The organism is Streptomyces tendae (assembly GCF_014650435.1).
Classification (GTDB): Bacteria; Actinomycetota; Actinomycetes; order Streptomycetales; family Streptomycetaceae; genus Streptomyces; species Streptomyces tendae.
This window is the reverse complement of record NZ_BMUY01000003.1, coordinates 164,726-189,391: the sequence shown is the minus strand read 5'-3', so window position 1 is coordinate 189,391 and position 24,666 is coordinate 164,726. Positions and strand designations below refer to the sequence as shown.

The following is a 24,666-nucleotide window of genomic DNA, read 5'->3' as shown; positions in this document are numbered from 1 at the left end:
GAACTACGACGTTCGCACCCCGACCTGCTCCCAGGCCTTGCGCACCGCCTCCAGCTCGTCCGCGTCGCCGTAGCGCTCCCGGGCGGCCTTCAGGGTCAGCGTCGCGAAGTCCGCGAACAGCGCGTCCTCGGCCAGCTCGCCGCCGGTCAGCACGTCGTACCAGATCTGTCCGGCCCGCTCCCAGGCGTGCCCGCCGAGCGCGGTGGCCAGCAGGTAGAAGGCGTGGTTGGGGATGCCGGAGTTGATGTGCACGCCGCCGTTGTCGCGGCCGGTGCGCACGAAGTCGTCCATCGTCGCGGGCTGCGGGTCCTTGCCGAGCACGTCGTCGTCGTAGGCCGTGCCCGGTGCCTTCATCGAGCGCAGCGCCTCACCCGTGACGCGCGGGGCGAGCAGCCCGGCGCCGATCAGCCAGTCGGCCTCGGCGGCGGTCTGGCCGAGCGAGTACTGCTTGATCAGGGAGCCGAAGACGTCCGACACCGACTCGTTCAGGGCGCCGGGCTGGCCGTAGTAGGTCAGGTTGGCGGTGTGCTGGGTGACGCCGTGGGTCAGCTCGTGGCCGATCACGTCCAGGGCGATGGTGAAGTCGAGGAAGATCTCCCCGTCCCCGTCGCCGAAGACCATCTGCTCGCCGTTCCAGAAGGCGTTGTTGTACTCGCGGTCGTAGTGCACGGTCGCGTCCAGCGGCAGGCCCTGACCGTCGATGGAGTTGCGCCGGTACACCTTGAGGTAGTGCTCGAAGGTGGCGCCCAGACCCGCGTAGGCGCGGTTGACGGTGGCGTCCTGGCCGGGCTCCTCGCCCTCGCCGCGCACCTCGCGGCCCGGCAGGTCGGTGCCGTGCCGGGCGTCGTAGATCGTGCGCTGCGGCTTCTCGGGCTCGGCGCCCGCGCGCGGGGCCACGGAGGGGGCGCCGATGACCGTGGTCAGGCCGCGGCGGGCGCGCTCCAGGGCGTCGCGCTGGAGGGTGCGGCGGGCGGGCCCGGCCAGCACCGGGTCCGTGTTCCGGGCGAGCCGGTCGAGGACGTGGGGCGGCACGATGGTGCAGAAGACGGGCTGGAAGCCCCCGTATGTCGTCATGTCCGGCACTCTCGCACTGCGTGACCAGCCTGTCACCACCCGCAACCACGATTGGTGCACAGCGGTGCAAAGGTGTCCCCGCGCCCCGGCCGGGAGTGGTATACGGCACTTTTTGTCCCGCTTGTTCCCTCGATCCCGCATACTGATACGGACCCGCGTGACCCGCGTGACTCGGCTAAGGTGCTGGGCATCATGCGATTCGGGCTGCTTCTCCTTAGCTGCCGCGGCGAGGGCCTGTAGAGGCCGACTCCCTCCCCGCGGAGCTTGGTGGTGCCGTCGGCCGTCCTTCCGGACACGCGGACGACGCGGACACCGCCGAGATCCGCGGACATCACGAGGAGCCCACGCCATCATGGCCAACCGCCAGCAGCCCAGCCCCATGCCGACCGGCAAGTACCGCGGCTACGAGCAGGTCGACATCGCCGACCGCACCTGGCCCGACCAGCGGATCACCACCGCCCCCCGCTGGCTCTCCACCGACCTGCGCGACGGCAACCAGGCCCTGATCGACCCCATGTCGCCGGTCCGCAAGCGCGCCATGTTCGACCTGCTGGTCAAGATGGGTTACAAGGAGATCGAGGTCGGCTTCCCGGCCTCCGGCCAGACCGACTTCGACTTCGTGCGCTCCATCATCGAGGAGCCCGGCGCCATCCCGGACGACGTCACCATCTCCGTACTGACCCAGGCCCGCGAGGACCTGATCGAGCGCACGGTGGAGTCCCTGAAGGGCGCGAAGCGGGCCACCGTCCACCTGTACAACGCCACCGCCCCGGTCTTCCGCCGGGTCGTCTTCCGCGGCTCGCGCGACGACATCAAGCAGATCGCGGTCGACGGCACCCGTCTGGTCATGGAGTACGCCGAGAAACTGCTGGGCCCCGAGACGGAGTTCGGCTACCAGTACAGCCCCGAGATCTTCACCGACACCGAGCTGGACTTCGCCCTGGAGGTCTGCGAGGCGGTGATGGACACCTACCAGCCCGGCCCCGGCCGCGAGATCATCCTCAACCTGCCCGCCACGGTGGAGCGTTCCACCCCGTCCACGCACGCCGACCGCTTCGAGTGGATGGGCCGCAACCTGTCCCGCCGCGAGCACGTCTGCCTGTCCGTCCACCCGCACAACGACCGCGGTACGGCGGTGGCGGCGGCCGAGCTGGCGCTGATGGCCGGCGCCGACCGCATCGAGGGCTGCCTGTTCGGGCAGGGCGAGCGCACCGGCAACGTCGACCTGGTCACCCTGGGCATGAACCTGTTCTCCCAGGGCGTCGACCCGCAGATCGACTTCTCCGACATCGACGAGATCCGTCGCACGTGGGAGTACTGCAACCAGATGGAGGTCCACCCGCGCCACCCGTACGTGGGCGACCTGGTCTACACGTCCTTCTCCGGCTCCCACCAGGACGCCATCAAGAAGGGCTTCGACGCCATGGAGGCCGACGCGAAGGCCAGGGGCGTCACCGTCGACGACATCGAGTGGGCGGTCCCGTACCTGCCCATCGACCCCAAGGACGTCGGCCGCTCCTACGAGGCGGTCATCCGGGTCAACTCGCAGTCCGGCAAGGGCGGCATCGCCTACGTCCTGAAGAACGACCACAGCCTGGACCTGCCGCGCCGGATGCAGATCGAGTTCTCGAAGCTGATCCAGGCCAAGACCGACGCCGAGGGCGGCGAGATCACGCCGACCGCGATCTGGGACGTCTTCCAGGACGAGTACCTGCCCAACCCGGACAACCCCTGGGGCCGCATCCAGGTGGCCAAGGGGCAGACCACCACCGACCGCGACGGCGTCGACACCCTCACCGTCGACGCCACGGTCGACGGTGCGGAGACCACCCTGGTCGGCACCGGCAACGGCCCGATCTCGGCGTTCTTCCACGCGCTGCAGGGCGTCGGCATCGACGTACGGCTGCTGGACTACCAGGAGCACACGATGAGCGAGGGTGCCTCCGCGCAGGCCGCCTCCTACATCGAGTGCGCCATCGGCGACAAGGTGCTGTGGGGCATCGGAATCGACGCGAACACCACGCGCGCCTCGCTGAAGGCCGTCGTCTCCGCCGTCAACCGCGCGACCCGCTGACCAGCCGAATCAGCGGTTTGAGGTCCCGCCCGCCGGAAACCGGTGGGCGGGACCCCGTCATATACCGGCCATATATCTGTGATGGTCACGGAAAGGTCTCGTCCTGGGTACTGACTCCACGTCGGTGATGTGGCTAACATCACGCCAGCGCGACGATGCTGTCGCGCCGTTATGGAGGTGCGACGTGCTGCCTGGACGGGGACCGAACGGCCGAGCTGCCCGGCTGCCACGCATCCTGGGCACCCGCACCGCGTGGACGCCCGTCGGCGACGGCGAGTTCTTCTGCCCCGGCTGCGGCGGCGACCGCAACTACGCGCGGCTCACCGGCCGCCGCCGCTTCACCCTGCTCGGCGTGCCCGTCCTGCCCCGCGGCGAGTCCGCGCCGACCGTCGAGTGCGCGGCCTGCCGCCGCCACTACGGCACCGACGTCCTCGACCACCCGACCACCACGCGTTTCTCCGCGATGCTCCGCGACGCCGTGCACACCGTCGCCCTCGCGGTCCTCACCGCGGGCGGCACCTGTTCCCGCACCTCGCTGGAGACCGCGACCGTCGCGGTGCGCGCGGCCGGCTTCGAGGACTGCACCGAGGACCAGCTGAACGCGCTCGTGGAGGCACTGGAGGCGGACACCGGCCGGGTCCGCGGCGAGCCCTGCGTGCCGGGCCTGGCGATAGAACTGCACGAGGCCCTCGACCCGCTGGCACCGCACCTCGCCGCCGTCGGCCGCGAGTCGATCCTGCTGCAGGGTGCCCGCATCGCCCTGGCCGACGGCCCCTACACCCCCGCCGAGCGCGACGCCCTGGCCACCGTCGGCGCGGCCCTGACCATCTGCTCCGACGACGTCACCCGCCTCCTGGAGTCGGCGGGCACGCCCTCCTAGGGCAGGCCCTGGTCAGGACCGAGGTCCAGCCGCATGATCTGGCGGTGCATGCCCGGTCCGAAGTAGTCCGGACGCAGTCCGCCGTCGGGCTCCTCGGGGCGGAAGCCCAGGGAGCGGTAGAGGAAGATGGCGGCGAGGTTGGCGGGCTCCACGGTGAGGCGGACCACCTGTATGCCGTCCCGGCGCAACCGGCTCAGGGCCTCCCGCATCAGCTCCCGGCCCAGCCCGTGGCGGCGCCGGTCCAGGGTCACGCACAGCCCGAGTATCCAGCTGTCCCTGCCCAGCGTCCGGGTGGCCGCCAGCACGTAGCCGCGCAGCCGGCCCGTACCGTCGTCGAGGACGAGGAAGTGCTCCTCGTACATGTCGAAGAGCTGGCGCAGCAGGAACCCGGGATAGGCGAATTCCTGGAAGACCTCCTCGTCCAGCCGCCGCAGTTCCGGCAGGTCGGACTCCCGTGCCGTGCGCAGGTCCAGTGGCAGGTCGTCCGGTGGCAGGCCGGGGCGGGTGAGCTGGTCGTGGTGGTCGAGGGAACGTTCCAGCGGTTCGGCGGTCATGCAACCCCCTGGTCAGACTGCGTCAACTCGTGGGCATCCCGGCCGCACACGGTCGAGTGAAGGACACATGTGGCGGCCGGTGTCTGCTTCTGGCTAGAGTGAGCGTCCAACTTCCCTCATGCAAGGGCGAGTTCGGGTGTGCGACCATGCGCCCGACGTGCGCCGGGCGGATGAGGATGGCGTATATGGCGTGTTCCCTCGCTGTTCCGTAGTGGCCGTGTCACTTACCGTGAACGGTAGTGAGGGTTTGTCCAAAATCGAATGGAACGTGGCAGGGTGACTACTATGGATCGCAACGCCGACGCGCCCTGGTCGAAGTTCGATCCGGAGGTGTACGTCGACAACAACTACCGGACGCCACTCGAAGTGGACCTGCTGATCGTCCGGTTGATGCGCGACTACTTCACCCGCTGCTTCGAGGGAGCCCCCCCGCGCTCCGCGCGTGGCATCGACGTCGGCGCCGGAGCCAACCTGTACCCGGCCCTGTCCATGCTCCCCTGGTGCGAGAAGCTCCTCCTGCTGGAATACGCCCACCCGAACGTCGAATACCTGGAGAAGCAGATCTCCCCGGCCGGGTACGACATCGCCTGGGACCCCTTCTGGGACGAGCTGCGCAAGGTTCCCGCCTACGCCGAGGTGGAGCCCAGAGGGCGGGTCGGCGAGGTCGTCCGGGTGGAGCGCGGCAACCTGTTCGACCTGGAGGGCGGGGACCGGCGCTGGTCCCTGGGGACCATGTTCTTCGTCGCCGACTCCATGTCCGAGGCACCCGAGGAGTTCCACCGGGGCGTGCGCTGCTTCATGAACGCCCTCGACGAGGGAGCGCCGTTCGCCGCCGCCTTCATGAAGGAGTCCGTCGGCTACCGCGTCGGCGAACACGACTACCCGGCCTACCGGGTGAACGAGGAAACGGTCCAACTGAGCCTGGAGCCGTTCACCGCGGAGCTGGAGATCCACGATCTGCACCACTCGGTGCGCCCGGGGCACGAGGGCATGCTCCTCGCCCTGGGACGGCGCAATTCGGCGATTGCCGTCCCGTAGGAACGGGGACATGCTCAACGGGGACCATCGCAACGGGGACGTGCCGAACACAGGGCAACGAGGTCTGTACGAGGGGTGCGGGGATGCAGATCAAGCCACGGCAGCACCTGCTGGACATCTGGCAGGCCATGGCCCGTCATTCGTTCGACGACGGGAAGCTCGTCCGGGGGGACACCGACGGACTGAGCAGTGTCGCGGACGCCGAACGCCTGCTGTGCCTGCTGTATCCGGCCACCGAGGTCCCCGCATTCCGGCTCGACCAGCCGGACACCACCGAACGTGACGTCCTGCGCGCCCTCGACCGGGTCGGCAGCCGGCTGGAGATCCCGCCCAACCTGATCGCCGCGCTGACCCAGTTCATGCGCACCCACACCGGCACGGACGACAGCCCCACCTTCTCCGGCGGCCACTACTTCCGCCCCTCCGAGCCCGGCGGCACGGTCAGCCACGAACAGCGCCAACTGGGCGTGGTCGACTCCTACTCCATGTCCGTCACGCTGTGCCTGGCCACCCTCGGCTTCCTCAAGGTCTACGAGGGCACCACCACCCGGCCCGAGGTCCTCAAGGCCATCGCCGAACTGAGGGACGCCACCAACGCCCGGCTGACCTCCGCGATGGTCAGCCTGCTGCGGTCCTTCTCGGTGAACGTCTTCGACGCCGAGTCGGAGCAGGGCAAGCGGCTGATCGAGGTCATCGGCCAGGGCGGCCAGTCCGACCGGATCGTCCTCCAGCAGTTCTCCCGCCGGTTACGCCCGCTGCGCGCCACCATCATCGAGAGCCTGTCCCGAGGCATCCAGGTCGACGAGGGCATCCGCGACGAGAGCCAGCTCTTCGAGTGCGGCTGGGCCTGGGGCATCGTCAAGGACGCACCGCAGATCACCGACCTGACCGTCGACGTCCCCGGTCAGCCCGACGGCATCGCCGACCGGCTGCCCTACGTGTACTTCACCGTCGTCGCCCTCGACGGCATCCAGGACCTGTTCTCCGACCGCACCCTCACCCTCGGCCTGCTCGACGAGGACCAGCAGAAACTCGCCGAGATGCTGCGCCTGCGCTGGGAGCTGAGCCAGCAGTACTGGTCCGCCATCGCCCGCTTCGGCGGCGAGCGCTGGCCCCTGGAGGACCTGCCCTGGCAGACCACCGGCCTGCGCCTGGAGTCCGAGTACTTCTCCCTGACCGTCGCGGCCATCCTCGTCCACGACCTGGTCCGCCGGAAGGCGACCGACGACGACCTGACCCGCACCGTCGCCATCATGGAGCGCCTCGCCGACCGCGGCCGGGTCACCAGCCGCATGACCAAGAACGACCCGACCCTCCTGCTGCACACCCCCGGCGTCACCATGCCGCTCGCCGGATCCGAGCGGGCCGGCGGCCAACTGCTGTGGCGGATGACCGACTTCTCCGCCCAGCTCCTCAAGCGGATCATCCAACTCGCCGAACTCTCCCGGAACATCGGCGCCCAGGACCGCCTGCTCCGCCTCGCCGAGCAGTCCTTCGAGCACCTGTGGAAGCGCCGCATCGACGAGGAGGAGGGCGCCGGCCTCTGGGACAACATCCAGGCCGTCTACCCCGAGGCCCAGGACGCCGGGCTGCGCATGTCCTGGAGCATCACCGAGCGCGTCACCGAATGCCTCGTCGCCGCCCGCATCCTGTACGAGCAGCAGCCCATCCGCAGCCCCGAACTGGCCGAGCTGGCCCGGGAACTGCTCAGCGAGGCCACCCACCTGTTCGGAAGGGAGCAGCTGGAGGCGCCCGCCGCCGCCGACGGAAGCAGAGCCAGGGCCATGCGGAGCATCGAGAGCCGCCTCGACCACGCCCGCGGCATGGTCGACGAACGGCCCGCGACCGCGTTCGCACTGGCCCTGCCCGTGCTCCAGGAACTCGACACCCTGGCCCAGGCCAGGGGCGCCGCCGCCCAGGAGGTGTGAGCGTGCTGGTCTTCGCCGCCTCCGACAAGGGAGGCACGGGACGCTCGGTGACCAGCGCCAACCTGGCCTACCAGCGCGCACTCACCGGTGACCACGTGGCCTACGTCGACTTCGACTTCGGCTCACCCACCGCCGCCGCCGTCTTCGACGTGCCCGGCGCCATGCGCGGCACCGAGGAACGCGGCCTGCACTCCTACCTGGAGGGCGAGACCGCCGAACCGGTCCGGATCGACGTCTGGCGGCAGACCGAGCACCCCCTGCTGCGCGCCCGCCCCAACCAGTCCGGCCGCCTGGTGCTGTTCCCCGGCGACGCGGGCGGCGGCGAGTTCGCCACCGGCGAGGAGGCCCTGGAGCGCTGCGTCGACCTGCTGCTCAAGCTCAACAACGAGTTCGACGTCACCTTCGTCGACCTCAGCGCCGGCCGCAGCTACGCCGTGGACATGGTCCTCGACGCCACCGCCCACCCCCGGATGCGCAACGTCCCCTTCCGCTGGCTGGTCTTCCACCGCTGGACCCGCCAGCACGTCATCGCCGCCTCCGGACTCGTCCACGCCGAGCACGGCATCATCGGCGGCGGCGTCGAACGCGGTCACGACGAGGACGACCTGCGCGCCGCGATCCGCTTCGTGCGGGCCGCCGTGCCCGACCCCGAGTCGCCCCTGTGGGCGCAGGGCTCCACCGCCCAGGCCACCTGGATGCAGGCGTGCGACGAGGCGCTGCGCCGGCTCGCCGCCGAGCACCGCATCGGCGACAGCGTCGTCCTCGGCATCGTGCCGCTGGAACCGATCCTGCAGTGGCAGGAGCAACTGATCACCGAAGAGGACGTCCTCTCCACCCAGATAGCCAACAAGGAGACCCTGGAAGCGCTGGAGGAGATCGCCCGGCGCCTGACGGACGACACCCACTGGGGGCGGCTGTGACGGAGCCCGTGTTCCGCGAGACCGCCGCCGAGCCGCGCACCCAGTCGGTGCCGCTGGCCCACCTCTCCGTGGAGCTGGGCCACCTCTACATGGAGGACTTCGAGGCCGGCCCCGAACGGCTGCGCGCGCACTTCGCCGAAGTACGGCCCTGGGTGGAGGCGGCCCGCACCGCCGCCACCGCCCGGGCCGGCGGCAAACGGCCCCGGATCAGCACCTGCTTCCTCATCGACGACTACTTCACCCGCTTCTCCACCCCCGCCGAGGTCGTCCCCATGCTCCTCGCGGAGGCGGAGCGGGCCGGACTGACCGTCGACTACCTGGCCCGCGAGTCCGGCTGCGCCGTCACCGGAAAGGTGCCCGTCGCCGAGGCGGTGGCCGCCCGCATCGTCGAGTCACCGCCCCCCGGCAGCTACGGTCTGCGGCCGCCCGCCGCACAGACCGGCTGGCTCGCCAACGGCGAACGCAGCCCCGTCGCCCGCGCCCCGCAGGCCATGAAGCGGGCCGCGCCCTGGCAGCCGCCGCACGAGACCGCCGCCCGCCGCCACTCCGTCTTCCTCGACGTCGAGTTGTGGAGCGACGACGCGGACGGGCAGCGCCTGTGGTCCTGCCCCTTCCTCGCCGCCGTGTGGCAGCTGGCCCGCCTCGGACTCCTGCGCAACGAGGGCGAGGCCGTCCTCGCCCCGCAGCCGCACACCGCCGGCGGCTTCCCCGACAAGTGGGACGAGCTGCCCACCCTGCTGAAGCTCAACGAGCGCGCGGACCCCTTCGCCGCCTACCGCACCTGCTCCGTCCTGCCCACCCGCTTCCTCCCCGTCGAACACGCCGTCCGCGTGATCCTCGACCAGATCGAGGTCGACCCGGGAGCACTCGCGCAGGTCGCCGACCGCTCCGGGAAGGAACGCATGGCCGTCCCCGACTCGGTCGCCGACCGCATCTCCTACGTGTACTACTCGGGGCCCTGACATGGCGCCGCGGCAGAGCACCCCGCCCGCCGTCCTCGCCTGCGGCGAGATCCGCACCTGTCTGCTGCCCGCCCGGCAGGCCCTCGACATCCGCTCCGCCGCCCAGCTCCTCGGCCTGCGCGCCGACGAACGCGTCCTGCTCTCCGAGCGCCCCGGCCTCTACGCGCGTTCCCCCGAGACCCTCACCGGCGTCGACTGCCCCCTGCCCAGCGCCAACGGCGCCCGCGTCCGCGCCGTTGGCACCGTCACCGCGCACGCCGCGCTCACCGAGGGCCGCGTGCTGCAGACCTCCGCGTACTGCCGGGTGCCCGGCACCGGACCCGACCAGCGGCGGCCCTGGGGCGAGTACCTGGTGCGGCCCGGAGTCGTCGAACCGCTCGGCAAGCTCCCGCACGAGGCGGTCGCCCAGGGCGTCCTCGGCGGCCCCCGCCACGGCGACCTCGACGTCGGACTCATCGCCGACGGCCTGCTCACCCGGGTGCTGCGCCACCCCCTGCTCGACCAGCGCCCGCCCTTCCGCTCCCGCCCCACCCGACTGCGCTGGGCGGCGCTGCCCGCGGCCCCCGGCGAGGGCCCCTCGCTGGAACGGTTCACCCTCGCCGAGGACGAACTGCGCACCGTACGCCTGCGGGTGCCCGAAGGCACCACCGGCGCCGAACTGGCCGCGCTCTGCGACGACCTGGCCCTGCACGACTGGCTGCTCACCACCGTCGTCCGGATGCTCGACGGCCTCCGGCTCGGCGCCGGCGCCGCACAGGACGCCGGCACGGTCGTACGGACGCTGCGCCCGGCCGTCGACCACCTGCTGCACCTGTGGATGCCAGGCGCCCGGGTCGGCCGCGAACTGGCCGCGCTGTGGGACCCGCTGGAGGAGCGCCCCGGCTTCACCCGGCAGTGGCAGGCCCTGGTGCAGCGCATCCGCGACCAGCTCACCCTGCACGCCATCCCCGCAGCCCACCGGGAGGTGGAACCGGCTCCCTGACCGAGGCACGCCGTCCGGCACGCGCAGCACCGCACGCCCGTCACCGCACGCACATCCCCGCACGATCCGACGCGTATCCCAACGGGGGGAGAGAGCGAGATGAGCACGGCACAGTCACCCCGACCCGACGACACGCCCCGCACGACCAACCCGATCGACCCGAGGGCGGAGTCCCCCTGGGCCCGCATGCTGCTGGTCGCCCTGGTCGTCGGCGGCCTCTTCTGGAGCGTCGCCGCCCTCCTCGACCCGGACGACGGCACCGTGCGGCAGTTCGTGGCCGCCGTACTCTGCGCCGCCGCCGCGCTGGCCGTCCAGTACGTCCTCGGCCTGGCCCCGCGCCCGGCACCGGACCGGCCGGAGGAACACACCCGGCTGGAGGAGCACACCCGCCGGGTGGAGGACGCCCTCGCCGAGAACACCGCCGCCGTACGCGACGGTCTCAGCCGGTACGACACCGAGCTGAAGTCGGGCCTGACCCGGCACACCGAGGACGTCAAGCAGCTGGTCGAGACGCACGTCACCCAGGTCGACCACCGGTCCGCCGAGGCCGCCCGCACGCTGGACCCGGTCCGCATCGACAGCGTGCCCGACCTGGCCAAGGGCTTCGCCGACGTCCTGCTGCCCAGCCCCTCCATCCTGCACACCTTCGTGCACATGGAGATGTCCCGGGTGGTCGGCCACATGGCGGACCTCACCAACCTGAGCGCCGAGTGCCCCGGCGAGAACCACGACTGGATGCTCACCCTCACCAAGGCCGCCGAGCAGTCCATCCTCGCCACCAGCACCTCCGTCGACCGGCAGTTCTGGAACAGCGAGCCCGCCGGGCGCTACCTCGACGCCCAGCAGGCGGCCATCGACGAACAGGGCGTCGCGGTACGCCGCCTGTTCCTGCTGGAGAGCGCCCGCGAACTCGACGACCGGCTGCTGCGGCTGTGCGAGGAGCAGGAACTGCGCCGCATCGACGTCCGCGCGGCGGTCCTGCCGGAACTGCCCCCGCACCTCCAGCGCGGCACCACCAACGACTTCATCCTCTACGACGAGGAGGTGTCGTTCGAGATCGAGCAGGACCTGCGGGACGTCAACGTCCGTACCCGGCTCACCGCGCGCCAGGACTACGTACGGGACCGGCTCAAGCGCTTCAGGGAACTCTGGGACGCGGGCATGGGCCTGCGCGAACTGGAGGTGCGCGTCGACGACGAGGAGGACGGCAACTGGATGGTCGACCGGGCCTGAGGGCCGCCGTACTCCCCGGGGAGTAACGAGGGCCCCGCGTCTCCCCGGGCAGTAACCCGGAGCTCGCCCTCACGCCCGACGCGTCGCCGCCCCGCCGCCGGAAGTCTGGAGACACACCCAGACACCCACCGGAGGGAGGCCCGCCAGATGGGGGCCACAACGACAGGCGCGGGGCGGCGGCGGGCCGTGCCCTGGCTGGTACTCGGACTGTGGATCGCCGTGCTGGCGATCGCCTCGCCGTTCGCGGCGAAACTCGGCGACGTGCAGCGCGACCGGGCCGTCGACTACCTGCCCGCGAGCGCGGACTCGACGCAGGTCGCCAAGATCCAGGAGCGGCTGCCGGGCGGCGAGGCCACCGAGATGGTCCTCGTCTACCACCGCGACGCCGGACTGACCGCCGCCGACCGGGCGACCGCCGCCGGGCAGGTCGCCGAGATCGCCGCCGCGCACGAACTCACCGGGCGCCCCGTCGGCATCCCGTCCAAAGACGGCACCACCCTCATGTACCCGGTGGCGTCCAACGAGCCCGGCACGGACGAGAAGGCGCGCGACGCACTCGTCAACGACGTACGGGACATCGCACGAGGGGGCGACGGGCTCGGCGTCGAGGTCGGCGGCTCCGGCGGGCTCGCCACCGACGCCTCCGAGGTCTACGACTCCCTCGACGGCCCGCTGCTCTACACCACCGCCGGCGTGGTCGCCCTCCTCCTGATCCTCATCTACCGCAGCCCCTTCCTGTGGCTGGTGCCGCTCGCCGTCGCCGGACTCGCCGACTACCTCTCCCTGGCCGTCGCCTACGGCCTCAACCAGGGGTTCGGCACCTCCGTCTCCGGCCAGAGCAGCGGCATCATGACCATCCTCGTCTTCGGCGTCGGCACCGACTACGCGCTGCTGCTGGTCTCCCGCTACCGCGAGGAACTGCGCCGCACCGAGCGGCCGTACGACGCGATGCTCGCCGCCCTGCGCGGCTGCGGGCCCGCCGTGCTCGCCTCCTCCGGCACCGTCGCCGCCGGGCTCCTGTGCCTGCTCGCCGCCGACCTCAACTCCAGCCGCGGGATGGGCCCGCTCGGCACCGTCGGCGTGCTGTGCGCGCTGGTCGCCATGCTGACCCTGCTGCCCGCGCTGCTGGTGCTGCTGGGCCGCCGTGTCTTCTGGCCACTGGTGCCCCGTTACGGCAGCACGCCCAAGGCCCGCCGCTCGCTGTTCGCCGCGATGGGCGGCTCCGCCGAACGCCGGCCCCGCACCGTCCTGGTGGGCGGCGCCGTCCTGCTCGGCGCGCTCGCGCTGGGCTCCTTCGCCCTGCCCGGCAACCTCAAGCAGGAGGACTCCTTCACCACCCGCCCCGACGCGATCGCCGCGATGGAGACCCTCGCCGACGCCTACCCGGGCTCCGGCACCCAGCCGATCAGCGTCATCAGCCCCACCGACCGCGCCGAGGCCGCGCTCGCCGAGATCCGCGACACCCGCGGCGTCGAGAGCGCCGAGGCGGGCCGCAGCGGCGGCGGCTGGACCGAGCTGACCGTACTGGCCTCCGCGCCGCCCCAGTCGGCCGCCGAGACCGCCACCATCGAGGCCCTGCGCGACCGGCTCGACGGCTCCTACGTCGGCGGCCCCAGCGCCGAGCAGATCGACCTGGAGGACACCAACGCCCGGGACACCGCCATCGTCGTACCGCTCGTGCTGCTGTCGGTCCTGCTGATCCTCACGGTGCTGCTGCGTTCGCTGGTCGCGCCGCTGATCCTGGTCGCCGCCGTCGTCGCCGTGTGGGGCGCGGCCCTCGGCATCGGCGGCCTCGTCTTCGGTCCGCTCTTCGGCTTCGAGGGCACCGACCCCGGGCTCGGCCTGCTCTCCTTCGTCTTCCTGGTCGCCCTCGGCGTCGACTACGGCATCTTCCTGATGCACCGGATGCGCGAGGAGTCCCTGAAGGGCGCCGAACCCACCCGGGCGGCGCTGTCCGCGCTGCGCACCACCGGCGGCGTCATCGCCTCGGCCGGGCTGGTCCTCGCGGCCACCTTCGCGGTGCTCACCAGCATGCCGATGGTGCAGCTGGTCGAGCTGGGCTTCGTCATCGCGGTCGGCGTCCTGCTCGACACCTTCCTCGTCCGCACCTACCTGGTCACCAGCGCCAGCGTCGCCCTGCGGCGCCGGGTGTGGTGGCCGGGCCGGCTGTCGCGGGAGCCCGGCCGTTCCGCGCCGGACGACCTGCGGGAGCCCGTCGGTGTCTGAGCCGCCCGGCGACCGGAGCGCGCCCCTCCCCTCCCGGAGGGGCGCGTCCGTCGCGGAGTATGGACGCGTGCAGGCAACCACGACAGCGACGAACCGGGGGCCCACCGCCCGGCCCCGCAGGGGCGAGCGGGTCATCGCCGCGATCAACCGCGACCCGCGCACCGCCCCGCACGGCACCCGCAACGACGCCGTGCTCGCGGGGGTCCTCCTCCTCGGCGCCGTCTGCCTGGCGCTGTTCACCGGCGACGGCCGCCGCCCGGACGCCCTCGGCTGGACGCTGCTGGTCGCCGCGCACGTCCCGATCGTGTGGCGGCGGCGCCACCCGCTGCTGGTGCTCGCGGTGCTGTTCGCCGTGGTCGCGCCGTACCACGCGATGGACAACAACCACACCGCCGTGGGCCCTGCCTCCTACGTGGCCCTCTACACGCTGGCCGTCACCGGCCGTCCGCTGCGCACCATCCTGACCGGCATCGCCGTCCTCACCGCGTCCGTGAGCATCATGCTCACCGTCGACACCCACCAGGCGCTCGAACTGATCCGCATCTCGGGCTGGGTCATCGCCATCCTCTTCTGCGGCATCGACGTCCGGTACTACCGCCAGTACGTCGCCTCCATCGTCGAGCGCGCCGAACGCGCCGAACGCACCCGTGAGGAGGAGGCCCGGCGGCGCGTCGCCGAGGAACGCCTGCGGGTCGCCCGGGACCTGCACGACCTGCTGGCGCACAGCATCACCCTCATCGGGGTGCAGACCTCGGTCGCCGCCCACGTGCTGACCGCCGACCCCGAGCGCCTGGACCGCGCGGCCGTCGCCAAGGCCCTCGACGACATCGCCGAGACCTGCCGCTCGGCGCGCGGCGAACTGCGCACCACCCTCGAGGTGCTCAGGGCGCAGGACGCCGCCGCCGTCCCCGACGCCCGCGGCCCGCTGCCCGGCCTGCGCGGCCTGTCCGACCTGGCGCACGGCGCCCGGCTGGCCGGAGCACACGTGGACCTGTCGGTGGACGCCGACGACGTCCCGCCGGCGGTCGGTGCCGCCGTCTACCGCATCACGCAGGAGGCGCTGACCAACGTCGTACGGCACGCGGGGCCGAAACCGTCCGTCCGCGTCGAGGTGCACGCCGGGCCGGCCGCCCTGCGCCTGTCCGTCACCGACGACGGCACCGGACCCGACCCGTCCGGCACCCCCGGCTTCGGCCTCGTCGGCATGCGGGAGCGGGCCCGCAGCGTCGGCGGCACACTCGACGCCGGGCCGCGCGAGGACGCCGACGGCTTCGAGGTGACGGCCGTACTACCGACGCCTGCCACGCCCCTGACGACGACCACGACGATCACCTCGGAGAGAACCGGATGACGATACGCGTGCTGCTGGCGGACGACCAGAACCTCGTCCGGGCGGCGTTCGCCCTGCTCGTGGCGTCGGCCCCCGACATGGAGGTGGTCGGCGAGGCGGGCACCGGCCGCGAGGCCGTGGAGCTGGCCCGCACTCAACGCGCCGACCTGGTCGTCATGGACGTACGCATGCCCGACCTGGACGGCATCGAGGCGACCCGGCTGATCGCCGCCGACGAGGACCTGGCAGGTGTGAAGGTGCTGGTCCTCACCACCTACGACACCGACGAGAACATCGTCGAGGCGCTCCACGCGGGCGCCTCCGGATTCCTGGTCAAGGACACGAAGCCCGCCGAACTCCTGGACGCCATCCGCACGGTGACGGCGGGCGACGCGCTTCTCTCGCCCGGCCCGACGGCCCGCCTGATCGAGCGCTTCCTGCGCAGCCCGTCGGCCCTGCACACGCCCGGATCGGGCCCCGACTGCCTTTCGGACCGGGAACGCCAGGTCCTCACCCTGGTGGCCCGGGGCCTCACCAACACGGAGATCGCCGACACCCTGGGCCTGAGCCCGCTCACCGCGAAGACCCACGTCAGCCGCATCATGGGCAAGCTGAAGGCCAGAGACCGGGCCCAACTGGTCATCGTGGCCTACGAGTCGGGCCTGGTGACGCCGGGCATCGGCACCGGCTGACCTGCCCCGACCTGCTAGCGGCTCATCACTTCCCCGAGCACGTCGTCCACCGGGGTGGCGCTCACGCCGAGGATCTTCTCGGTCTCGGAGAAGTCGACGACGAACGGCCGGCCGGGCTCGGTGAGTACTTCGTGCATCTCCGCCCAGAAGGGCTCGGTGAACGCCAGCAGGGTCAGGTCGCGTTCGGTCATCTCCTCCATCCGCGGTTCCGGTGCGCCCGCGAGACCGGCGAGCCGCCCGGCCAGTTCCCGCACCGACAGGGTCGAGGTGGGTACGTGCCAAGCACGGCCGTACGCCTGCTCGTTGCGGCTCGCGGCGACCAGCGTGCGTGCGGTGTCGCCGATCGCCGAGTAGCTGTGCGGCACGTCGAGTTCCTGCGGCACCAGGGCCAGCCTGCCTTCCAGGACGTGCCGCTGCACCATGAGGCTGAACACCGAGAAGGCGCCGGCGCCGTAGAACTGGGCGGCCCGCACCTCGGTGACCTTCACCCCCGAGGCGGTGGCTTCCTCCCAGACCCGCGCCCTGGCCCGTCCCTTGGGCCCGGTCGCCGACAGGGGGAAGTCCGGCCTGATCGGCCCGCTCACCGGCCCGTAGGCGTAGAGGTTGCCGAGCATGACGTACGCGGCCCCGGTACGCCTCGCCGCGCCGAGGAGCGACGCCGACAGGACCGGGAACAGCTCGGGCCAGCGGTGGTACGGCGGAGCGGCCGTGGTGAACAGCGTGTCCGCCCCCTCCGTCAGCTCGGTGAGCCGATCGGTGTCGGTCGCGTCCGCGGCGACCTTGTCGACGAGCGGGTGGTCGGGCCCGCCGCCGGTCCGGCTGATCATCCTTACCCGCTCACCGTCCTCGGCGAGAAGAAGAGCGGTCCTCGACGCTGCGGCCCCACGACCCACGATCACATGAGATTTCATGCCGACCACGGTGCCGCCCCCCGGCCTCGTGGAATAGTGGCCACAATGCCAACCATCCGGAGGTTCTGGCCATGCATCGCGTCGCCGCGGTCGTCGTGCCGCCGGTACTGAGCTTCGACGTCTCGATCCCGCTCATGGTGTTCCACAACGCCGAGCACTACGACGTGCGGGTGTGTACCGCGCGCCCCGGCCCGACACCGACCGTCGGCGGCCCCGACATCGTGGTGCCGGACGGCCTGGACGCGATGGCGGGCGCCGACACGGTGCTCGCCGTCGGCAGCGGCGGCGAGCAGGCTCCCGCGGAGGTCCTCGCCGCCCTGCGGAAAGCCGCCGCCGCCGGCGCACGCATCGCCTCCCTGTGCACGGGGGCGTTCGTACTGGCCCAGGCCGGCCTGCTCGACGGGCGCCGCGCCACCACCCACTGGGGACTGGCCGACGACCTCGCCACTCGCTTCCCGGCCGTCGACGTCCAGCCCGACCTCCTCTTCGTCGAGGACGGCGGCATCTTCACCTCGGCGGGCGCCGCGGCCGCCATCGACCTGTGCCTGCACCTGGTCAGGGTCGACCACGGCGCGGCGGCCGCCAACACGGCCGCGCGGCTCGCGGTCGTCCCTCCCGTACGGCCGGGCGGCCAGTCCCAGTTCATCGAGACCCCGCTGCCGCCGGAGCGCGGCACCTCACTCGCCCCCACCCGGGCCTGGGCGCTCGAACACCTCGACCGCCCGCTCACCCTGGCCGACCTGGCCGGTCACGCCAGGACCAGCGTGCGCACCCTCACCCGGCGCTTCCACGAGGAGACCGGCCTGAGCCCCCTCCAATGGCTGCTGCACCGGCGCGTCGACCGGGCCAGGGAGCTGTTGGAGACCACCGAGCTGCCCATGGACCAGGTAGCGGGGAGGAGCGGTCTGGGCAGTGCGGACTCCCTGCGCAAGCACATGGTCGGCCGGGTCGGACTCACTCCCACGGCCTATCGCGCGAGCTTCAGCCGACAGGCCGGTTCCCCGGCCGAGGCCACATGACGGGCCACTAGCGGCAGCGCACGTCGGCATCCGGCCGCTGGCCCGTGGCCAGGAAGCGGGAGACCGTGGCGTCTCCGCAGGCGTTGCCGTTGGCCAGGTAGGAGTCGTGGCCGGTGGAGTCCACGGTCACCATGACGGCGCGCCGGCCGAGTGCCTCCCGCATCTTCAGGGCGCCGGCGAGCGGGGTGTTGACGTCCCGTTCGTTCTGGACGAGCAGCACGTTGGACGGCCCGCGGTCGGTGATCCGCACCGGTGCCTCACGCGGCGGGTACGGCCAGGCCGCGCAGAGCATCGCGTTGCGGGGCATCCCGGCGGTGAGCGGGTACTTGGCGCGGCTCTCGGCGACGTCCTTCTGGTACGCGGCCGCCGTGCGGGGCCAGGCGACGTCGTTGCACAGGACACCGGCTCCGACGGCGGCGACGTTCTGCAGCACCGCCTCGGGCGGCGCCTGGGGCGCGGGCGGCACGGTGCCCTCGGCCGCGGCCCGCATCAGCCGGGCGAGCGTCGGGTAGCGACTGGGGGCGGCGAAGCTGTCCAGCATGGTCTGGCGCAGCACGTTGCCGTTCAGCTCCTCGGGGTTGGCCCCGGGCCAGGGGATCGGCTCCCGGTCGAGCTGGTCGGCGAGCCGCAGGAACAGCGGGCGTACGTCGGCGGCCCGGTCCGCCACACGGTCGGGGTTGCCGGGCTCCGACGCCCACGCGGCGAAGTGCGGGAAGGTGTCCTCGACCCCCTGCTCGTGCGCCGCGAGCCAGGCCCGGTTGACCAGAGCCGGGTCGGGGTTGTCGACGCTGTCCAGCACGATCCGGTCGGTGCGGTGCGGGAACAGCTGCGCGTACACGGCCCCGACGTACGTCCCGTACGACACTCCCCACGCGGAGATCCTCCGCTCGCCGAGCGCGGCCCGGAGGCGGTCGATGTCGCGGGCCTCGTTGGCGGTGCTGAGGTGCTTGATCAGCTCGCCGCCGTTGCGTGCGCAGGCGTCGGCCATGCGCCGGGCGGTGGTCATGTTCCCGTCCACCGAGCCGTCGGGAGCCGGCCAGGGGCGCAGCCTGGAGGTGGCGAGGTCGCCGTACTCCAGCCCGCAGTCGGCGGGAGTGGACGGCGCGAGGCCGCGCGGTGCGAACCCGATGAGGTCGTGGGTGTCACGGACGTCCTGGGGGAGCTTCTGCCCCTTCCCCGAAGGGTCGTTCAGGCTCGACCCGCCCGGCCCGCCGGCGATGAGCAGCAGCGCCCCGCGCCGGGACCCCGGCTTCTCGGCGGGGATGCGGGAGACGGCCATCTCGATGCGGGGGCCGTCGGGATCGGCGTAGTCCATCGGCACGTCGAGGGTGGCGCACTCCTGCCGGGGGTCGAGCCCCGTGCCCGCGCAGGCGGACCAGGTGAGGGGCTCGGGCCCGCCCGCGCTCGTCGCGGAGGCGGTCACCGGCGCGGTGACGCCGAGGAGGGCGGTGGACACGCCGACGATGGCGGCGTTGCGGATGCTTCTGCTGTTGCTTCGCTTGCGCTGCGTCATGCGAGGAGCCTCGCGGAAGCCCGGGGGCTGCCACATCCGGGCAACAACCCGGTATTTACGGGGGGTTGCCCCCTAGGGAGCGCGCCGGTGCGGGGCTACCAGTCGCTCACGTTGGTCTCGAAGTTGAGCCAGGCCAGGGAGGCGATGGTGCTCATCGAGGGGCACAGCTCCCGCAGCTTGGCCGAGTCGGTCTTGGGCGGCGTGGAACCCATGTCGTAGCAACCGAGCTTGCGGACGGTGTTCACCGCCTTCACCACCTGCCCCGCGGAGTCCTCGACGTCCGTGTACTGACCGTCCGGGAAGTCCCGCTTGACGCTCTCGGCCATGGCGCCGGCGAGCTCCCCGGCGGCGGTGAGGTCCTCCCCGCACCCGGGGTCGTCCCAGGCGACGTGGCTGCACATCGGGGAGCTGCTCATGCCGTAGGCGATCCGGTAGGCCGGCATCAGCTCCGCCGGGGTCGCGGGCTTGTCCGAGGAGGCGGCCGCCGACGGCTGGGCCGAGTCCGCCGGGGCGGAGGAAGCGGCCCGGGTCGGTTTCCGGTCGTCGGCCGCCTGCCCGTCATCGCCGCCGCAGGCGGACAGCGTCAGGAGCGTCGTGGCGGCCGCGGACAGGGTGAGGGCGAATCGGCGCGTGAGCATGGGGCCACTCAAGCGCCGGACGAGTTGTTCAGACACCCGCTCCGCGGGACTGAACAACGGTGCGGACGAACTCCGTCCAGGCCGCCGACCCGACGACGATCACCGGGCCGTCGGCCACCTTGCTGTCCCGGACGGGTATGACGCCGGGGACTCCGTCGGTGACTTCGAGGCAGTCCTCGCCGCCGCTTCCTCCGCTGTAGCTGCTCTTGCGCCAGCAAACGTTGGTCAGGTCGTACCCGCGCATTGTCTGTAGCCCTCCGCCGCCGCCTCGATCATGTCCAGGGACGCCTCCAGTGGCAGAGCCGTGACCCTGAGAAGATCGTAATCCGCGTGCACCCGCTTCACTACTGCCGGATCGTCCAGCAGACTGCCCGACAGCACGCCCTCTGTATAGACGGTCGGTGGAGCGTCCTCGAACTCCATGAGCTTCATCGCCTTGCCCATCTGCGGATGCGCCCCGGTGGAGAACGGCAGGACCTGGGCCAGGATCTTGCGACTGCGCACCAGCTCCGTGACATGCTCCAGTTGCTGGGCCATCACGTCGGAGGAGCCGACCGGGAGGCGTAGTACGGCCTCGTGCAGCAGAGCCCAATACACGGGCCGTGTAGCGTCCTTGAGGAGTCGGGTCCGGTCCATACGGAGACCGACCATCTCCTCGATCCACTCGTCCGGCGACAGCGGGTTGCTGGCCAGGTAGAGAGCACGGGCATACCCCGATATCTGCAAGAGTCCTGGGACCACTGTGGGCGCCCACTCGCAGATGCTCGTAGCCAGACGTTCAAGTTCCGCAGCGTGCGCAAAGTACTCCGTAAACGGCTGATCCTTGATGAGCTTCTTCCACAGCCGCTCGAAAATACCGTCGGTTTGTAGTGTCTCGTCGATCCGCTGGGCCACGTCCAACTGTGGTTTCCGAATTGCCTGTTCGAACTGGCCGATGTAACCACCCGACACGAATACCCGTGCACCGAGCTCTACTTGGGTGATTCCGGCGTCCTCCCGCCGTCGTTTCAGTTCCGTTCCGAAGAACTCCCACGCGGCCTGCCGTGAACCATTGGCCATAACCAACCCCCATGTGCTGACCCGCACTTGTAGTGCACGTACTCCTGCCGAGTGTAGACACGTCGCGGCATTCTGGGGACACGAAGAGTGAAACCGTAAAGGGAAGGGAAAGCGGTGGAAGCACGACACTCGGCGCTCTGCGTCGAAGGAGCGGAGGACACGGTGAAAGAATTGCGCGCGGCGCTCGCGGAGGCAGGAATTACTCTGCCCTCACTCGGGCTCGACCCGGTGAGTCTTGCGCGGGAGGCACCCTGCCCGCTCGTCGAATTGGGCCGGTGTTCCGTCGAGACCGCGCAGCGCCTCGCGGCGGCGCTGCGATGACGACGACGCCGCCCGTCGGGGTCTACGCCGTGGACGTCCGCAGTGGACGGGTCGGGATCGTCATGGGCCACGAGGGACCGTACGTGCAGATGCGACCGTACGGCGGGGGACGGGAGTGGGACGCCGAGCCGGGTGACGTACGCCACGCCACCGCGTCGGAGCGGCTCAGCGCGGCGACGGCGTACACCAACGCCCGAAGCCGTGGCGAGGTGCCTTGAAGGATGCGCGAGAATGGGCGGCATGAGTCTGTTCCGCGACGACGGCATCGTGCTGCGCACCCAGAAGCTGGGTGAGGCGGACCGGATCATCACCATGCTCACGCGCGGTCACGGGCGCGTACGCGCCGTGGCGCGCGGGGTGCGGCGCACGAAGTCGAAGTTCGGCGCGCGGCTGGAGCCGTTCTCGCACGTGGACGTGCAGTTCTTCTCGAAGAACAGCGAGCTGGTCGGGCGCGGGCTGCCGCTGTGCACGCAGAGCGAGACGATCGCGCCGTACGGTGGCGGGATCGTGACGGACTACGCGCGGTACACCGCGGGGACCGCGATGCTGGAGACGGCCGAGCGGTTCACCGACCACGAGGGCGAGCCGGCGGTACAGCAGTACCTGCTGCTGGTCGGCGCGCTCAGGACCCTCGCCCGGGGCGAGCACGCGCCGAACCTGGTGCTCGACGCGTTCCTGCTGCGCTCGCTGGCCGTGAACGGGTACGCCCCGACCTTCGGGGACTGTGCGAAGTGCGGTCTGCCCGGTCCGAACCGGTTCTTCTCGGTCGGCTCGGGCGGCTCCGTCTGCGCCGACTGCCGGGTGCCCGGCAGCGTCGTACCCTCGCCGCAGGCCCTGGAACTGCTCGGGGCGCTGCTTGCGGGAGACTGGGGCACGGCGGACGCGGCCGAGCCGCGGTACGTGCGGGAGGGGAGCGGACTGGTCTCCGCCTACCTGCACTGGCACCTTGAGCGGGGACTGCGCTCCCTGCGGTACGTCGAGAAGTAGGAGAGAACCGATATGGCCGTACGCGGGATTCTGGGGCGGCAGCGCCGGGAGTACAGGACGCCGGAGCCGCACCCGTCCGGTGCGCGGCCGCCCGGGCTCGGTGAGCTGGTCCCGGAGCACGTGGCGATCGTCATGGACGGCAACGGCCGCTGGGCCAAGGAGCGCGGGCTGCCGCGCACCGAGGGGCACAAGGTCGGCGCCGAGCAGGTCATGGACGTCCTCCAGGGCGCGATCGAGATGGGCGTGGGGAACATCTCCCTGTACGCCTTCTCCACGGAGAACTGGAAGCGCTCGCCGGAAGAGGTGCGCTTCCTGATGAACTTCAACCGCGACTTCATCCGCAAGTCCCGTGACACCCTCGACGATCTCGGGGTGCGGGTGCGCTGGGCGGGCCGGATGCCCAAGCTGTGGAAGTCGGTGGCCAAGGAGCTCCAGGTCGCGCAGGAGCAGACCAAGGACAACGACCGGCTGACGCTGTACTTCTGCATGAACTACGGCGGCCGGGCCGAGATCGCCGACGCGGCGCAGGCCCTCGCCGAGGACGTGCGGGCCGGGAAGCTCGACCCGTCGAAGGTGAACGAGAAGACGCTCGCGAAGTACCTGTACTACCCCGACATGCCGGACGTGGACCTGTTCCTGCGGCCGAGCGGGGAGCAGCGGACGTCGAACTACCTGCTCTGGCAGAGCGCGTACGCGGAGATGGTCTTCCAGGACGTCCTGTGGCCCGACTTCGACCGGCGCGACCTGTGGCGGGCCTGCCTGGAGTTCGCCTCCCGCGACCGCCGCTTCGGCGGCGCCATCCCCAACGAGGAGCTCCTGGCCATGGAGGGCAAATTCAGCCCGTCTGGGGGTACCCCCTCTGGGGGAGCTTGAGGACGAGGCCGTTCAGGCTGATACAGGGGCCCGGGGCGCAGCCCCGGCCCCACCCCGCTCAACCGCCGGAGGCCCCCGCACAGTCGGCGCAGGTGCCGAAGATCTCCACCGTGTGCGCCACGTTGACGTAGCCGTGCTCCGCGGCGATGGCCTCGGCCCACTTCTCGACGGCGGGGCCCTCCACCTCGACGGCCTTGCCGCAGGCGCGGCAGACCAGGTGGTGGTGATGGTCGCCGGTGGAGCAGCGGCGGTAGACCGACTCGCCCTCGGCGGTGCGCAGGACGTCGACCTCGCCGGCGTCGGCGAGGGACTGAAGGGTGCGGTAGACCGTGGTGAGCCCGACCGCGTCGCCCTTGTGCTTGAGCATGTCGTGGAGCTCCTGCGCGCTGCGGAACTCCTCGACCTCCTGAAGGGCGGCCGACACGGCAGCCCGCTGCCGGGTGGCGCGGCCCTTCACGGGCGGTCCAGCGGTGGTCACTGGATTCCTCCTCACGTCTTCGCGGCTTGCCGGGCCATTGTGCCAGCCCGGCAGTCCCGCGGTCAGACGCCGACCTCGTCGGCGGCCCCCCTGGTGGCCGGAATCTTGCACTCCGCCGGATCCTCGGCGGGGTGCGCGGCGGCGAGTGCCCGCGCGCGTCGCCTGGCCAGCGGTGCGGCCAGCAGGCTCAGCAGGATGAACGCGCCGATGGTGAGCAGCACGATCGTCGCGCCGGGCGGCACGTCCTGGTAGTACGAGGTCACCGTGCCGCCGATCGTCACGCTCACACCGAGCGCGACGGAGATCGCGAAGGTGGCGGCGAAGCTGCGGGTGAGCTGCTGCGCGGCGGCCACCGGGACCACCATCAGCGCGGAGACCAGGAGCAGGCCGACGACGCGCATCGCGACGGTGACCGTGACCGCCGCCGTGACGGCCGTCAGCAGGTTCAGCGCGCGCACCGGCAGGCCGGTGACCCGGGCGAACTCCTCGTCCTGGCTGACGGCGAACAGTTGGCGGCGCAGACCGACGGTGACCAGGACCACGAAGGCGGCAAGGAGGCAGATCGCGGTCACGTCGGACTCGGAGACCGTCGACAGCGAGCCGAAGAGGTACGAGGTGAGGTTCGCGTTGGAGCCGCCCGGCGCGAGGTTGATGAACATCACACCGCCCGCCATGCCGCCGTAGAAGAGCATGGCGAGGGCGATGTCGCCGCGGGTCTTGCCGTACCAGCGGATCAGCTCCATGAGGACCGCGCCGAGGACGGAGACCAGGGTCGCCATCCACACCGGGGACCAGGAGAGCAGGAAGCCGAGGCCGACGCCGGTCATCGCCACGTGGCCGATGCCGTCGCCCATGAGGGCCTGGCGGCGCTGGACCAGGTAGATGCCGATGGCCGGGGCGGTGATGCCGACCAGGACGGCGGCGAGCAGCGCCCGCTGCATGAAGGCGTAGTTCAGGATTTCCATGGTCGTCGC

Annotated in this window: 25 protein-coding genes; 16 read left to right on the top strand and 9 right to left on the bottom strand. The window is 71.4% G+C overall.

Annotation, left to right across the window (positions count from 1 at the left end):
- Positions 1-3 precede the first annotated feature (3 nt).
- Entirely contained in the window at positions 4-1,074 is a 1,071-nt protein-coding gene (locus IE258_RS09585; protein ID WP_189741613.1) for a M4 family metallopeptidase, read from the bottom strand.
- A 352-nt stretch (positions 1,075-1,426) separates the two neighbouring features.
- Between IE258_RS09585 and leuA the strand changes: the two genes are divergently transcribed.
- Entirely contained in the window at positions 1,427-3,148 is a 1,722-nt protein-coding gene (leuA, locus tag IE258_RS09580) for a 2-isopropylmalate synthase (protein ID WP_189741610.1), read from the top strand.
- A 184-nt stretch (positions 3,149-3,332) separates the two neighbouring features.
- The gene (locus IE258_RS09575; protein WP_189741607.1) at positions 3,333-4,028 is read left to right on the top strand and encodes a TerB family tellurite resistance protein; all 696 of its coding nucleotides are present in this window, start codon (positions 3,333-3,335) and stop codon (positions 4,026-4,028) included.
- On the opposite strand, the gene IE258_RS09570 is transcribed toward IE258_RS09575, so the two are convergent.
- Positions 4,025-4,582: a GNAT family N-acetyltransferase gene (locus tag IE258_RS09570; RefSeq protein ID WP_189741604.1), complete on the bottom strand. Its 558-nt coding sequence runs from the start codon at positions 4,580-4,582 to the stop codon at positions 4,025-4,027. The genes IE258_RS09575 and IE258_RS09570 overlap by 4 nt on opposite strands.
- 261 nt (positions 4,583-4,843) lie before the next feature.
- Here IE258_RS09570 and IE258_RS09565 point away from each other — a divergent pair, with 261 nt between their 5' ends.
- The 9 genes from IE258_RS09565 (at position 4,844) to IE258_RS09525 (ending at position 15,893) form a co-directional block, all read left to right on the top strand.
- Positions 4,844-5,620 (top strand): SCO2525 family SAM-dependent methyltransferase, encoded by a 777-nt coding sequence (locus IE258_RS09565; RefSeq protein ID WP_189741602.1) that lies wholly within the window; start codon positions 4,844-4,846, stop codon positions 5,618-5,620.
- An 83-nt stretch (positions 5,621-5,703) separates the two neighbouring features.
- A complete protein-coding gene (locus IE258_RS09560) occupies positions 5,704-7,548 on the top strand; it encodes an SCO2524 family protein (protein WP_189741599.1) in 1,845 nt (614 codons plus the stop codon).
- A 2-nt stretch (positions 7,549-7,550) separates the two neighbouring features.
- Complete coding sequence (locus IE258_RS09555) at positions 7,551-8,468, top strand: SCO2523 family variant P-loop protein (protein ID WP_189742620.1); 918 nt, start codon at positions 7,551-7,553, stop codon at positions 8,466-8,468.
- The gene (locus tag IE258_RS09550) at positions 8,465-9,430 is read left to right on the top strand and encodes an SCO2522 family protein (RefSeq protein WP_189741596.1); all 966 of its coding nucleotides are present in this window, start codon (positions 8,465-8,467) and stop codon (positions 9,428-9,430) included. The genes IE258_RS09555 and IE258_RS09550 overlap by 4 nt, the downstream gene beginning before the upstream one ends.
- 1 nt (position 9,431) lies before the next feature.
- On the top strand, positions 9,432-10,412 hold the full coding sequence (locus IE258_RS09545) for an SCO2521 family protein (protein ID WP_159329104.1): 981 nt from the start codon (positions 9,432-9,434) through the stop codon (positions 10,410-10,412).
- Positions 10,413-10,511: 99 nt separating this feature from the next.
- The gene (locus tag IE258_RS09540; RefSeq protein ID WP_189741592.1) at positions 10,512-11,645 is read left to right on the top strand and encodes a hypothetical protein; all 1,134 of its coding nucleotides are present in this window, start codon (positions 10,512-10,514) and stop codon (positions 11,643-11,645) included.
- A 147-nt stretch (positions 11,646-11,792) separates the two neighbouring features.
- Positions 11,793-13,871: an MMPL family transporter gene (locus IE258_RS09535; RefSeq protein WP_189741589.1), complete on the top strand. Its 2,079-nt coding sequence runs from the start codon at positions 11,793-11,795 to the stop codon at positions 13,869-13,871.
- A 67-nt stretch (positions 13,872-13,938) separates the two neighbouring features.
- Positions 13,939-15,222: a sensor histidine kinase gene (locus IE258_RS09530; protein WP_189741586.1), complete on the top strand. Its 1,284-nt coding sequence runs from the start codon at positions 13,939-13,941 to the stop codon at positions 15,220-15,222.
- The gene (locus tag IE258_RS09525; RefSeq protein ID WP_189741583.1) at positions 15,219-15,893 is read left to right on the top strand and encodes a response regulator transcription factor; all 675 of its coding nucleotides are present in this window, start codon (positions 15,219-15,221) and stop codon (positions 15,891-15,893) included. The genes IE258_RS09530 and IE258_RS09525 overlap by 4 nt, the downstream gene beginning before the upstream one ends.
- 14 nt (positions 15,894-15,907) lie before the next feature.
- On the opposite strand, the gene IE258_RS09520 is transcribed toward IE258_RS09525, so the two are convergent.
- Positions 15,908-16,720, bottom strand: coding sequence for a Rossmann-fold NAD(P)-binding domain-containing protein (locus IE258_RS09520; RefSeq protein ID WP_229892008.1), 813 nt, complete (start codon positions 16,718-16,720; stop codon positions 15,908-15,910).
- Between the two features lie 155 nt (positions 16,721-16,875).
- On the opposite strand from IE258_RS09520, the gene IE258_RS09515 reads away from it, so the two are divergent.
- Positions 16,876-17,823, top strand: a complete 948-nt coding sequence (locus IE258_RS09515; protein WP_189741580.1) for a GlxA family transcriptional regulator — start codon at positions 16,876-16,878, stop codon at positions 17,821-17,823.
- Between the two features lie 7 nt (positions 17,824-17,830).
- Here IE258_RS09515 and IE258_RS09510 read toward each other — a convergent pair whose 3' ends face one another.
- The 4 genes from IE258_RS09510 to IE258_RS09495 form a co-directional block, all read right to left on the bottom strand.
- Entirely contained in the window at positions 17,831-19,336 is a 1,506-nt protein-coding gene (locus IE258_RS09510; RefSeq protein WP_189741577.1) for an alpha/beta hydrolase, read from the bottom strand.
- Positions 19,337-19,431: 95 nt separating this feature from the next.
- Positions 19,432-19,974, bottom strand: a complete 543-nt coding sequence (locus IE258_RS09505) for a hypothetical protein (RefSeq protein WP_189741575.1) — start codon at positions 19,972-19,974, stop codon at positions 19,432-19,434.
- A gap of 28 nt (positions 19,975-20,002) precedes the next feature.
- A complete protein-coding gene (locus IE258_RS09500) occupies positions 20,003-20,218 on the bottom strand; it encodes a DUF397 domain-containing protein (RefSeq protein WP_189741572.1) in 216 nt (71 codons plus the stop codon).
- Positions 20,200-21,033, bottom strand: a complete 834-nt coding sequence (locus tag IE258_RS09495; RefSeq protein WP_189741569.1) for a helix-turn-helix domain-containing protein — start codon at positions 21,031-21,033, stop codon at positions 20,200-20,202. The genes IE258_RS09500 and IE258_RS09495 overlap by 19 nt, the downstream gene beginning before the upstream one ends.
- A 114-nt stretch (positions 21,034-21,147) precedes the next feature.
- Here IE258_RS09495 and IE258_RS41145 point away from each other — a divergent pair, with 114 nt between their 5' ends.
- Genes IE258_RS41145 through IE258_RS09480 form a run of 4 tightly spaced genes read left to right on the top strand, consistent with a single transcriptional unit; the run spans position 21,148 to position 23,214 of the window.
- A complete protein-coding gene (locus IE258_RS41145) occupies positions 21,148-21,354 on the top strand; it encodes a hypothetical protein (protein ID WP_229892006.1) in 207 nt (68 codons plus the stop codon).
- Positions 21,351-21,572 (top strand): hypothetical protein, encoded by a 222-nt coding sequence (locus tag IE258_RS09490; protein WP_127893280.1) that lies wholly within the window; start codon positions 21,351-21,353, stop codon positions 21,570-21,572. The genes IE258_RS41145 and IE258_RS09490 overlap by 4 nt, the downstream gene beginning before the upstream one ends.
- Before the next feature lie 22 nt (positions 21,573-21,594).
- Positions 21,595-22,341, top strand: coding sequence for a DNA repair protein RecO (gene recO, locus IE258_RS09485; protein ID WP_161379361.1), 747 nt, complete (start codon positions 21,595-21,597; stop codon positions 22,339-22,341).
- 12 nt (positions 22,342-22,353) lie between these two features.
- Positions 22,354-23,214: an isoprenyl transferase gene (locus tag IE258_RS09480; protein ID WP_189741566.1), complete on the top strand. Its 861-nt coding sequence runs from the start codon at positions 22,354-22,356 to the stop codon at positions 23,212-23,214.
- 58 nt (positions 23,215-23,272) lie between these two features.
- On the opposite strand, the gene IE258_RS09475 is transcribed toward IE258_RS09480, so the two are convergent.
- Together IE258_RS09475 and IE258_RS09470 are read right to left on the bottom strand one after the other, a co-directional pair.
- On the bottom strand, positions 23,273-23,692 hold the full coding sequence (locus tag IE258_RS09475) for a Fur family transcriptional regulator (protein ID WP_007449657.1): 420 nt from the start codon (positions 23,690-23,692) through the stop codon (positions 23,273-23,275).
- Between the two features lie 62 nt (positions 23,693-23,754).
- Positions 23,755-24,657 (bottom strand): metal ABC transporter permease, encoded by a 903-nt coding sequence (locus tag IE258_RS09470; protein WP_189741563.1) that lies wholly within the window; start codon positions 24,655-24,657, stop codon positions 23,755-23,757.
- Positions 24,658-24,666: the final 9 nt, after the last annotated feature.